General features: G+C 41.1%; 16 protein-coding genes. All 16 read right to left on the bottom strand.

Annotated features, from left to right (window positions below):
* Positions 1-29: 29 nt before the first annotated feature.
* The 16 genes from trmD to LKD41_RS01895 all read right to left on the bottom strand — a co-directional run bounded on the left by trmD (position 30) and on the right by LKD41_RS01895 (position 12,053).
* Positions 30-776 carry a tRNA (guanosine(37)-N1)-methyltransferase TrmD gene (gene trmD / locus LKD41_RS01825; protein ID WP_227700214.1) on the bottom strand — a complete coding sequence of 249 codons (747 nt, stop codon included), beginning with the start codon at positions 774-776 and terminating at the stop codon, positions 30-32.
* An 8-nt stretch (positions 777-784) separates the two neighbouring features.
* Positions 785-1,330, bottom strand: a complete 546-nt coding sequence (rimM, locus tag LKD41_RS01830; RefSeq protein ID WP_022243138.1) for a ribosome maturation factor RimM — start codon at positions 1,328-1,330, stop codon at positions 785-787.
* Positions 1,331-1,492: 162 nt separating this feature from the next.
* A complete protein-coding gene (locus tag LKD41_RS01835) occupies positions 1,493-1,900 on the bottom strand; it encodes a hypothetical protein (protein WP_117947613.1) in 408 nt (135 codons plus the stop codon).
* Between the two features lie 93 nt (positions 1,901-1,993).
* Positions 1,994-2,446, bottom strand: a complete 453-nt coding sequence (nrdR, locus tag LKD41_RS01840; RefSeq protein WP_022243140.1) for a transcriptional regulator NrdR — start codon at positions 2,444-2,446, stop codon at positions 1,994-1,996.
* Positions 2,447-2,610: 164 nt separating this feature from the next.
* Positions 2,611-2,862 (bottom strand): YlmC/YmxH family sporulation protein, encoded by a 252-nt coding sequence (locus LKD41_RS01845; RefSeq protein WP_022243141.1) that lies wholly within the window; start codon positions 2,860-2,862, stop codon positions 2,611-2,613.
* Positions 2,863-2,922: 60 nt separating this feature from the next.
* Entirely contained in the window at positions 2,923-4,023 is a 1,101-nt protein-coding gene (gene ychF, locus LKD41_RS01850) for a redox-regulated ATPase YchF (protein ID WP_022243142.1), read from the bottom strand.
* Positions 4,024-4,247: 224 nt separating this feature from the next.
* Positions 4,248-4,373: a hypothetical protein gene (locus LKD41_RS15635; RefSeq protein ID WP_255669402.1), complete on the bottom strand. Its 126-nt coding sequence runs from the start codon at positions 4,371-4,373 to the stop codon at positions 4,248-4,250.
* A gap of 73 nt (positions 4,374-4,446) precedes the next feature.
* Complete coding sequence (locus tag LKD41_RS01855; RefSeq protein WP_227700215.1) at positions 4,447-7,074, bottom strand: ATP-binding protein; 2,628 nt, start codon at positions 7,072-7,074, stop codon at positions 4,447-4,449.
* Positions 7,075-7,152: 78 nt separating this feature from the next.
* Positions 7,153-8,088, bottom strand: coding sequence for a cysteine synthase A (gene cysK, locus LKD41_RS01860; protein ID WP_022243144.1), 936 nt, complete (start codon positions 8,086-8,088; stop codon positions 7,153-7,155).
* 16 nt (positions 8,089-8,104) lie between these two features.
* Positions 8,105-9,007, bottom strand: coding sequence for an NAD(P)/FAD-dependent oxidoreductase (locus LKD41_RS01865; RefSeq protein ID WP_022243145.1), 903 nt, complete (start codon positions 9,005-9,007; stop codon positions 8,105-8,107).
* On the bottom strand, positions 9,001-9,411 hold the full coding sequence (locus LKD41_RS01870; RefSeq protein WP_022243146.1) for a M67 family metallopeptidase: 411 nt from the start codon (positions 9,409-9,411) through the stop codon (positions 9,001-9,003). Before LKD41_RS01870 ends, LKD41_RS01865 begins: the two co-directional genes overlap by 7 nt.
* Positions 9,412-9,471: 60 nt before the next feature.
* Positions 9,472-10,278 (bottom strand): HesA/MoeB/ThiF family protein, encoded by an 807-nt coding sequence (locus tag LKD41_RS01875; RefSeq protein ID WP_022243147.1) that lies wholly within the window; start codon positions 10,276-10,278, stop codon positions 9,472-9,474.
* On the bottom strand, positions 10,262-10,483 hold the full coding sequence (gene thiS / locus LKD41_RS01880) for a sulfur carrier protein ThiS (RefSeq protein WP_022243148.1): 222 nt from the start codon (positions 10,481-10,483) through the stop codon (positions 10,262-10,264). Before thiS ends, LKD41_RS01875 begins: the two co-directional genes overlap by 17 nt.
* Positions 10,484-10,512: 29 nt before the next feature.
* Positions 10,513-10,836 carry a thioredoxin gene (gene trxA / locus LKD41_RS01885; RefSeq protein ID WP_022243149.1) on the bottom strand — a complete coding sequence of 108 codons (324 nt, stop codon included), beginning with the start codon at positions 10,834-10,836 and terminating at the stop codon, positions 10,513-10,515.
* 21 nt (positions 10,837-10,857) lie between these two features.
* Positions 10,858-11,109 (bottom strand): sulfurtransferase TusA family protein, encoded by a 252-nt coding sequence (locus LKD41_RS01890; RefSeq protein WP_022243150.1) that lies wholly within the window; start codon positions 11,107-11,109, stop codon positions 10,858-10,860.
* A gap of 77 nt (positions 11,110-11,186) precedes the next feature.
* On the bottom strand, positions 11,187-12,053 hold the full coding sequence (locus LKD41_RS01895) for a 4Fe-4S binding protein (protein WP_227700216.1): 867 nt from the start codon (positions 12,051-12,053) through the stop codon (positions 11,187-11,189).
* Between the last annotated feature and the right edge of the window lie 14 nt (positions 12,054-12,067).

A 12,067-nucleotide genomic window follows, 5' to 3' on the forward strand; every position in this document is an offset into this window, starting at 1 on the left:
CTTCCATTCCTATTACTGCTAGACACATTCTAGCATTTACCCTGTGATTTGTCCAGCAAATGCTCAACTATTGCTTTCTCCTTTGCTGTCAAATCTGCATCTGCCAGCAAATCCGGTCTTCGTTCCATGGTTCTTTTAATGGATTGTTCTCTCCTCCATGCTTCTACCTTTGCATGGTCTCCGGAAAGTAAAATAGCTGGAACTTTCTTTCCCATCCAGTCTTCCGGTCTGCTATACTGCGGATATTCCAATAAATTTCCTTCAAAGGATTCTGTGGTTCCGGATTCATCATTTGCCAGTACACCAGGCACCATACGGGATATCGCATCCACCATGACCATTGCCGGAAGTTCTCCTCCTGTCAGCACATAATCTCCAATCGACACATAATCCGTCACAATTTCTTCTAACACACGTTCATCGATGCCCTCATAATGCCCACAAAGCAATACCAGGTCTTCTTCCTTCGCATAATCCTTTGCCATTTCCTGCTGAAACGTATTGCCCTGAGGTGTAAGATATACTGTTCTTGGCTTTCTTCCAATCTTCTGCGCCACTGCCTGCCACGCATCATAAATCGGCTGTGCCTGCATTACCATCCCGGCTCCGCCACCATACGGATAATCATCTACTTTTTTATGACGGTCTAACGTATAATCCCGGATGTTAATTGTTTCTATATTTAAAAGTCCTTTGCCAACTGCTCTTCCGATGATACTGGTATTCAGTCCCCGTTCTACCATATCCGGAAATAATGTTAATATATGAAAATTCATTTTGCTACCTACTTCTTATTAATATCACGAAGCCCATTTAAAAGGTGTACCGTAATGGTGCCTTCCTCTATATTGACATTTTTTACACAATCCTTAATTGCCGGAAGTAAAATATCATCTTCCCCATCTTTATGTAATACATAAATGTCATTTGCACCGGTCTGAAGTACATCCTTTACTTCACCTAAATCTTCTCCGTCATCTCCGACTGCCTTTAAGCCAATCAAATCAGCCACGAAATATTCATTCGGAGCCAGCTTTACAGCATTTTCCCTTGTTACATATAGCCCTCTGCTCTTATACTTCTCTACATCATTTATATTATCAAATTCTTTGAATTTTAATATTACCAGATTTTTAAAGAAGCGCGCCTGTGTAACCTGAAGCTCCATCGGTTCTTTTCCAGTATCCAAAAATACCTGCTTCAGCTTTTTAAAACGCATGACATCATCTGTTGTCGGATATACCTTCACTTCGCCACGCACACCATGTGTATTGGTAAGTACACCTACCTGCAGCATTTCTTCCTTCCAGTCTTCCTGCACTTTCTTCATATCCTATCCTCTTTCTCTTATACTTCCCGTTCTTCAGGCAAGCCTGAATTTAATTATACAAAAGAAGCATAACTGCCGCAAGTAAAAAAGGTAAGATTCTTAAGAATTCTTAGGAATCTTACCTTCTAACGGTCTCTTACTTTTTTATAATCAAAATTGCTCTTATAAATTAAAGTTTTCTACATTTCGCACTTTTGCAGTATCCGTTGCAGTAATCTGCCGGATTCCGCTCTGTTCAATGTTCTCTCCCACAAAGAACTGATACTGCTGCAGTACCTGATCCTTGTGCATATCGGATAATGCCTTCTCAACATCCAGGCTATGTATATCACTTTCAGAACCTTTCATCTCGTAGGTACGATCCGGCTGGTACTGTGCTGCATAATCTGCTGCCCCAAAATCCTGTTCTCTTCGTACCGTAGTCTCTAAGGTATCCTTCTGCTGCTGTTCAGATGCACCGGCATCTGCTGCCGTCTTAACAACCGGTGTATCTTCTACTGCATTCCGGATATTCTGTATGCTGTTGTAATCGTAAAATCCCGCATTGGGACGAATTCCTGAAATATTCATAACGATCACGTTCCTCACATCATAATTATCTGCTACTAATTTTATCGGATAAATTCAACCAAAATCAACCCTTTTCTCCAAAAAGATTTTCTTTTATTTATCCAGCATTTTCTTTAACTCATTCATAAAGGTATTTACATCCTTAAATTCACGATATACAGATGCAAAACGAACATACGCCACTGCATCTAAATCTTTAATCTTATCCATCAGAATCTCACCAATTACAGTACTTGGGATTTCCTTTTCTTCCCGATTAAAAATCTCTGTCTCCACTTCATCAACCAGTCTGGTTATCTGCTCCACGGATACCGGTCTCTTATGGCAGGCACGAAGTACACCTGCTTCAATCTTGGAACGGTCATACTGCTCTCTGCAGTTATCCTTTTTTATTACAATCAATGGAATTGTCTCAACTTTTTCATAAGTTGTGAAACGTTTTCCACAATCGTCACATAATCTTCTCCGACGAATGGAGTTATTGTCATCTGCCGGTCTCGAATCAATTACTCTGGTATTTTCACTGCTGCAAAATGGGCACTTCATCTTTTTTCTCCTATTCTAAAAGCTACGCAAAACACGCTTTGTGAATTTTGCGTAAATAATACCGTTTTTCCATCACCAAACGTTCATAAAGAACTGCTGATATCAGCTTTTACAAATATTGGTCGTACTATTTTTAGTATAACTTTCTCGTATTCTTATGTCAACTAACTTTTCACATCTTCTACACAGACATCTACCAGAATAATATCCGGTCCAATCCGCACAACACGTTTCCATGGAATAATATATTCGCATGCCGGACAAAAAATACAGAAAAATTTTCCCGGCGCAGCTACAACCAGTGCACAGATTCTTCCATTGCACTCATCCAGTTCCAAATCCACCACATTTCCCAGGCAGCAACAGTCTGCAATATTAATCACCTGCTTTTCACACAATTCACAATAGCGTATCATGTGCCTGCCCCACTGTGCCTTTTCTTCTATTTATACTATGCCGGATTTTTCAAAAGTTTCCTATACGTTGAAACGGAATAAAATAATATCGCCATCCTGAACAACGTAATCTTTTCCTTCCAGTCTTACCAGTCCCTTTTCTTTTGCCGCTGTCATGCTTCCACACTCAATCAGATGGTCATAGGATACCACCTCTGCACGGATAAATCCACGTTCAAAGTCGGTATGAATCTTTCCTGCCGCCTGCGGTGCCTTGGTTCCTTTGGTAATAGTCCATGCTCTTGTCTCATCTTCTCCCGATGTAAGGTAGCTGATAAGTCCTAACAATTTATAACTTGCTGCAATCAGTTTCTCAAGTCCGGATTCTTTTAATCCAAGGTCCTCTAAGAACATTGCTTTTTCATCATCATCTAATTCTGCAATTTCCTGTTCAATCTGTGCGCAGATAACAAATACTTCACTGTTTTCTGCGGCTGCCTGTTCTCTTACTCTTGCAACATGTGGATTGTTTGCGCCATCATCTGCAAGGTCATCCTCACTTACATTTGCTGCATAGATAACCGGTTTTGCAGTTAATAAATTATAAGATGCAAACCATGCCTGCTCGTCCTCATCATCACTCAACGGATAAGTCTTTGCCATCTTTCCTTCTTCCAGATGTGCCTTTAAGGATTTCAAAAGTGCCTCTTCTTTTGCAAGTGTCTTGTCCATTCTTGCCTGTTTGGTAACTTTTGCAATTCTTCTCTCTAAGATTTCAATATCAGAAAAAATAAGCTCTAAATTAATGGTCTCAATATCACGAACCGGGTCAATGCTTCCGTCTACATGGACTACGTTGGTATCTTCAAAACAACGTACAACATGAACGATGGCATCTACTTCACGAATATTGGCAAGGAACTGGTTTCCAAGTCCCTCTCCTTTGCTGGCTCCTTTTACAAGTCCTGCAATATCTACAAATTCAATGACTGCCGGTGTCACTTTCTTGGAATGATACATCTCGCCTAACACCTTCAGACGGTTATCCGGTACGGTTACGATTCCCACATTCGGGTCAATGGTACAAAACGGATAATTGGCTGATTCTGCGCCTGCTTTGGTCAGTGAATTAAATAATGTACTTTTTCCTACGTTTGGTAAACCTACGATTCCAAGTTTCATTTTATCTTTTACCTGTTCGAAAATCCTTAAGTTATCAGGTTTTTCGCCTTTCTATGTTATTTTACTACATAATTTATCATGCAAATTTTTAAGCTGTATCAAACTCTTTTCTGCCATGTTGGCAAAAGGAGCTTAATACAGCCTATTATTATATCATAAGTCTTATTATTTTGAAACCATCAAAATTTAAAGTTCATAGTTTCCGCCTATTATCGGTGAAAACTTTATTCATCCACAGATATCTCTGCAAGATTCCGGACAGAAAAATTGCCCTTTTCAAGCTGTTCTTTGGATTCCCTCTTGTTCTTTTCAATAGCACTTGCTTTGTTGAGGTCTGTCTCTACAAACACACTATAGTCTTACCACCATTACAGGCAGCCAGTGAAAAGACCAGCTTTTTTTATCCGGCTTCCGGTTCTCTTTTTATAATACTCTTTGAATAGCATCTACTACCTGCTGCCACTCTTCCATGGCTTTCGGATAAAAATGCTCTATCTTTTCGATGTTTTTTTCTTTTCCGGCACACTCCAGCTGGTAAAAGAAATCTCCAAGCGTTCTGGCTCCGATGCCCCAGGCTTCACCCTTTAGTCCATGGGACTGGGTTACGAATGTTTTCCATAATTCGTTCATCATTTCTGTATCTGTTGCAGTTTCTGAATCTATGATAGTTGCAGCTTCTTTCATTGTTACTACATGATTTACCTTAAGAGATTGGAACGCTTTCTCTAAATGATGCTGCTTCTTCTCTTTTTCTTTTGCAAAGATACCTAACAATTCTTTATAGAACTGTTCATCTCCATCCGCATAGGATAAGCCTTCTTCTGCTGCAATTCCATTCTTCTCAAGATAATGTAATAAGCCTCTTAGCTTTGTTGTCTTTGTATCATCCATGTTTCCCTGGAAAACCATATTTTCTTCCGGCAGATAATCCCTAAGATATTTCTGCAGCATAATCTCCAGTGTACCCGGTTTTACCGGCTTGGTAATATACTCTGCAAATCCTTCGTTTTTGTACAGTTCTTTTGCACCAGCTGTTGCATTAGCGGTAAATGCCACTGCCTGCGTATAATGATTTCGTCCTTTCTCATCTGCACGGATGAGGTGCAGCGTCTCTATGCCATCCGGCTTTGGCATCATATGGTCTAAAAGAAGTAAATCATATGTTTTCTCTTCACATTTTTGAACGGCAGTATTTCCATCCATCACGGTTTCCATTTTAACCTTTGTCTTATGTAAAAGATGTTCTAATACCATCAGATTCTGCTCATTATCATCTACCGCAAGAATGGTAAAGCTGCTGTAATCCGCATTCATACTTTTCTCACTCTGCTTTGTAAAATGATGTTTTTCCGATACTTCTACCCATGGAATCCGGACAGTAAAAGTACTTCCCTTTGCCACTTCACTAATCAGACTGAGGCTTCCACCCATAGCCTCTGCCAGCTGTTTGGCAATATCCAGTCCGAGACCGATTCCGTCTTTCCTGCTGTTCCTGGCCGCATTGCCCCGTTCAAAGCTTTCAAAGATTTTATCCTGCTCTTCTTTTCCTATTCCAATTCCACTGTCTGCCACAGTTATCTTCAAAAAGGTATCTCCATTTTCTGCTGCTTTTTCTACACCCAGCTCCACAAAGCCTTCATCTGTGTATTTCAACGCATTTTCCAGAAGATTAATGATAATCTGACGGATATGTGCCTTGTCTCCATAGAAATGTTTTCCCGGTTTTAATAATGGTTCCTCCATCCGCAGCCGGAAGTTTAAAGATTTCTTCTCTGCCTGTGGCCTCATCTGGACTGCTGCGTCATGGATAACCTCTTCTAAAGCAAATGCATCCTTCTTTATCTGAAGCGTACCACTTTCTAACCGTGAAGCATCTAACACTTCTTCTATCAGTGCAATCATACTGTCACCGGCAGATGCAATTTCTCTGGTATATCTACGGATTTTCTCTTCTGATGTTTCTTCGGAAATCACTTCATTCATACCAAGTATCGTATGCATCGGAGTCCGCAGCTCATGGCTCACTTTCATTAAAAATCTGGTCTTGGCTTCATCCGCACTACGAAGTCTCTGCATCATTTCCAAGTTTTCTGTCTGATCGATAAACCAGAGCATGCAGCCATCTTTCTCACCATTTTCCACAATATCCTCCATACGAAGTTCATAGATGCGGTCATTTTTATGCAACAGCCTTTCCCGGTTTGTCAGTGCCTGCAGGATTTCTTTTTGCCTGCTTGCGGCACTTCCTACCTTTATTTCCGGGAAAAGTTCCTTCATACGCTGATTGACGGAGATAATTTTATTTTCTGCATCCAGGATAATCAAGCCTTCTTTTCCATGATTAAATGCATTATCCACCGCAGCCTGCAGAGAACCAAAATATCCATAACGAATCATTGCCATCATCATGCAGAACATCATAATTGTCATGGCAATGACTACCGGATTATAACTGCCAAATACACCCAGGCCCTTTAAGATTAATTCCAGTGCAAAAGTTCCCACACCTGCTATCATATAAATAATCCGCTTTTTATGAATTGGTGAACTCTCCCCGTAACGCATGATACACAAAATAAATACTGCCAGTATAACGACTGCAAGATGGATATAATGAATCACCCAGATAATCCCGTCTGTTACTTCCATCCGGTTATACATACCATCTTTTAAAATCCGCATCGTTTTATAAAAATACGGATGGTATTCTGCAGTAAATACTGCCACCAGCACAATTGCATTTACAACTGCCTGAATAAAATAAATAAATTTAGGAATTTTAAGCCTTCCAAACTCCGATGCAAACCAGAGAAATGCCATTAAAAATCCTGCCTGTCCAACATACTGGATGCACAGCCCGGCAAGTGCCTCACCAACGGTATCTGAATGCACCAGTTCCAGATGAACTCCCACCACAAACAGCATGGTAAAAATATCATAAATAATAAATGCAAGCTGTACTTTGGAGAGCTTTTTACGAAGACAGATTGCCAACATAAAAAGCATCAGGATAAGCGCTATAATATTTACCGACACAAGAAAATAGAACATACTTCTTTTCCTTTCGCAAAAGTCTTTTTGACTCTTTTACCATATTATAGCGGAATGCCTGATGCTTTTCCACTGATTTTATTTTGCAAACAAAGGAGTAGATAAATAACGGTCTCCGGAATCCGGAAGCAATACCACAATGTTCTTTCCTTTATTTTCTTTTCTTTTTGCCAACTCAACAGCTGCCTTTAATGCAGCTCCTGCACTGATTCCCACAAGAATTCCCTCGCTGCGGGCAAATGCTCTTCCTTCTTCAAAGGCATCATCATTTTTGATTGGAATAATCTCATCGTAAACAGAAGTATCCAGTGTGTCCGGAATAAATCCGGCACCGATTCCCTGAATTTTATGAGGTCCGACTTTTCCCTGGGAAAGAACCGGACTGGTTGCAGGTTCTACTGCAACAATGTGTACGGACTTCTTCTGCTTTTTCAGATATTTTCCAACTCCGGTTATGGTTCCACCGGTTCCGACTCCTGCCACAAAAATATCAACGCTGCCTTCTGTCTGTTCCCAGATTTCCGGTCCTGTGGTTTCTTCATGGGCTTTTGGATTTGCCGGATTTTCAAACTGTCCTAAAATAATTGAACCTGGAATCTCTTTATGAAGTTCTTCTGCTTTTTCGATTGCACCCTTCATTCCCTTATATCCGGAAGTCAGTACAATCTGCGCTCCATACGCCTGCAGAAGATTCCGACGCTCTACCGTCATGGTTTCCGGCAATGTTAAAATTGCATGATACCCTTTTGCAGCCGCCACAGAAGCAAGTCCGATTCCCGTATTACCGGAAGTTGGCTCAATAATCGTAGCTCCCGGCTTTAATTTGCCCTTTCTCTCTGCATCCTCAATCATGGCAAGTGCCACTCGGTCTTTTACCGAACCTGCCGGATTAAAATATTCCAGCTTGGCAATGATTGCTGCATCCTCTACACCTGCCTCTTTCATATAATTATGAAGATAGAGCATCGGCGTCTTTCCAATCAGTTCCGAAGCACTGTCCACTATTCCTTTCACACACGTTTCCTTCTTTCTATTCCATTCCTTTGATATATCCGGTTGCAGACTGAATTGCCACTGCACCATCTGCAACTGCTGTGACTACCTGACGCAGGCTTTTTGTCCGCACATCTCCTGCCACGAACAGTCCTGCAAGACTGCTGCTGCAGTCTTCTCCTGCAATCACATAGCCTTTCTCATCGAGAACGTCAAGGTTCTTTAATAATTCCGTATTTGGAATCATTCCAACCGCTTCAAAAACACCATCTACAGCTATTGTCCCACCGTTATCTAAAATAATACCATCTACTTTATCTTCCCCGGTGATTTCCTGTACTCTCGTATTGGTAAGTATCGTTACATTGGAAAGCTCTTCTAATTTCTTTTTTGTCTTCTCTGCTCCACGGAATTCTGCTCTCCGGTGAATGAGATATACCTGTTCGCAGATATCGGATAAATACAATGCATCATCCAATGCGGTATCTCCACCACCGATGACTGCAGCTTTCTTTCCCTTATAAAAGGCACCGTCACAGACTGCACAAAAAGAAACTCCTTTTGCCAGCAGCTTTTCTTCTCCCGGCACCCCTAATCTGCGGTTCTGACAGCCTGCCGCATAGACTACGGTTTTCGCTTCTATGTTCTTTCCATCTTCACAGGAAATGACAAAGCTTTGCTCTTTTTTTGTAATGGCTGTAACCTCTGCCTCTTCAATGGTTACTCCAAGTCCTTCGGCATGCTCTAAGAATGCCTCTCCCAGAGAATAACCGTCTTTGCCTGGCAGTCCCGGGTAATTATCTACCCGGCTACTGTATGCAATCTGTCCGGTTCCAAGATATTCTTTTTCCAGTACAACCGCATCGAGGTTTGCCCGCTTAGCATAGATTGCCGCACTTAAACCTGCCGGCCCACTTCCAATGATAACTACATCTAACATATTACCAGATCTTCCTTTGTTGATTCGTCTCCTTCAATATGAAATGAATTGAGTACCGGCTGTTCCGGTTCCATCAGAGAAAGAATCATATAGCTTGCTTTACTGTCATATGCAAGACGCTTATCTTCTTCGGATGGTCTCGAAGGAGATTCCGGATGGGAGTGCCAGTTGCCTAAAGGAATGAGACCATTGGCACGCATATCCTTTACGGCTGCTAACTGCTCTTTCGGATCCAGTGTAAAATGCTCATTGGAATGGTCGATATTGGTCAACAGATATACCTTTTCTACCACCTTATCCTCTCCTTCTTTGGTTCCGGCAATCAGTCCGCAAGCCTCTTCTGGTACACAGCTTTTGGCATGTGCCAGTATTTTTTCATAATCTGCTTTTTTTAATGAAATCATGCTATCCTCTTTCTATGTTTCATGGGTTATGTATCTGATAACATTTATTTACTGATACATTTATTTATCTGTACATTCTGCCTGTTCATAATCAATCAGCTCTGTTATGGTCGGATGTTCTCCACAAACGGCACATCCCTTTCCATTCCAAGGAAGCTTAATCTTGTGGAATTCCTGCTTAATTGCATCATAGGTCAATAACTGACCGGTCAGCAGATCTCCTACTCCAAGGATGTATTTGATTGCTTCCATTGCCTGAAGGCTTCCGATGACACCACCCATTGCGCCGATAACACCAGCCTGCTTACAGGTCGGTACGGCATCCTTTGGTGGTGGATTCTTAAATACACAACGGTAACATGGTCCCTCTCCCGGAACATAGGTCATTAACTGACCTTTGAAACGGATGATTCCTGCATGGGAAAATGGTTTTTTTGCCATAACACAGGCATCGTTAATTAAGAATTTTGCCGGGAAGTTATCGGTTCCGTCAATGATAAACTCATAATCTGCAATGATGTCCATGATATTTTCACTGGTAATGAATTCACGATATGTACGTACTTCTACATCCGGGTTCATTGCATGAATGGTCTCTTTTGCAGACTGCACTTTTGCTTTGCCAACATCTGCTGTCTGATGAATAATCTGTCTCTGAAGGTTACTTAAATCTACTTCATCTGCATCTGCAATTCCGATGGTACCTACACCTGCTGCTCCAAGATACATTGCTGCCGGTGCTCCAAGTCCGCCTGCTCCGATGATTAAAACTTTTGCATTTAAAAGTTTTTTCTGACCCTTAGCGCCAACTTCTTTTAAAATAATATGTCTGGAATAACGTTCAATCTGCTCATCCGTTAATGCCATAGCTTCCACCTCCCATGAAGTAAAGGAATTCTACATTATCACCATCCTTAAGAACGGTTGTTGCCTTTGCTTCTGTTTCTATAAATTCATCGTTAATGGATACGGTTACATATTCCGGTGTCTCTACATTTTCCTGCTCAATTAATTCCGGAAGTGTTAATCCGTCTTTTACTTCTTTCTTTTCGCCTGCTACTGTAATCTGCATAATTTCCTTCCTCTCACTTTTCTTTATTTTTATTTGTCAAGGGACTGGGTAATCCACTCCTCAAGTACCGCTTTTTTCTCTGCACCACTCTTACGGGCAATTTCTTCGCCATCCTTGAAGAGTACAATGGTTGGTACAGACATTACACTGTATTTTTCTGCCAGTTCTGAATCAAAGTTGGTATTTACTTTATAGACATTTAATTTTTCTGTCTGTTCGTCTGCGATAGCACCAATGACCGGTGACATTTTCTTGCACGGAACACAACTGTCTGAGTAAAAATCAATCAGCACCGGAAGGCTGCTCTTCAATACTTTTTCTTCAAAAGTGTCTTTTGTTACGCGTTCTGCCATTTCTTTCTCCCTTCCAGATGTTTAGTCCTCAACCTTCTTTACAATGAGGTTATAGGTTCCATCTTCGTTATTAACCAGTTTTAAAATCTGATGTCCTTCTTCTTTAATACTGCGTGGTACGTTCTGTACCGGCTCGCCGTCATTCATACGGATTGCAATGACTTCACCATCCTCTAACTCATCAATTGCAACCTTTGCCTTTACAAAAGTAAGCGGGCACACTTTATCGGTAATATCTACTGTGTCATCAATTCTGATTCCTTCGATTTCCATCTTATTTCTCCTCGTATAATAATTTTTATTTTGAATTTCCATTCCAATTTTTTCTTTTTCTGCTGCTTCCGGCAACTTTATTTTTCTTCAAATGCATTGCGGATTACTTTGCGGAATTCATCTTCTCCTACACGCTGTAAAAGTAAACGGAAACGCTCACCCGGATTTGCATGTTCTTCAAAGAATCCAATGGCTGCATCAGTCACACGGAATAATGTCTCTTCATCGGTAATCAGTGGAAGTAACTGTTCTCCTTTGTAAATATGGTTTCCAAATAATCCACCAAAGGATACGATATATCCGCTCTTTCCTTCCCATGCATCTGTCGGGCAGGATTTTACACAACGGCCGCAGTTGGTACATTTATCATAATCAATGGTAACTTCTGTTCCGGTACATTTGATAGCATCTTCACGGCATGCCTTTTCGCAGACACCACAATTGATACATTTATCTGCTACCCAGCTTACTTCCATACCACCTTTTACACCGATATCATTTTCTTCTGCCTTAAGACAGTTGTTCTGACATCCGGTAACACCAAATTTAAATTTGTGCGGAAGCTCTCTTCCGAAGTAATGCTCATCTAATTTCTTTGCCAGGCTATAGGTATCGATACATCCGCTCGGGCAGATTTTAGAACCCTGACATGCGGTAACGGTACGGACTCTCGGTCCACATACACCAGGTTTTACACCACCGTCTGCTAACTTTGCACGAACCTCTTCTATATCTTCAAAGTTAATAAATGGAATCTCAATGCCCTGTCTGGAAGTCATATGAACATAGCCTTTTCCATATTTTTCTGCCACATCTGCTACTGCTTTAATATTTTCTGCTGTCAGGTTTCCTCCAACCACCTGGATTCTTAAAGAAAAGAATCCTTTCTGTTTCTGGCGCATAAATCCGCCCTTTTTCAATGCCGCATAATCAATTTTTGCCATTGTCTGCTTCCTCC

The organism is Roseburia sp. CLA-AA-H209, assembly GCF_020687575.1.
Classification (GTDB): Bacteria; Bacillota; Clostridia; order Lachnospirales; family Lachnospiraceae; genus Roseburia_C; species Roseburia_C amylophila.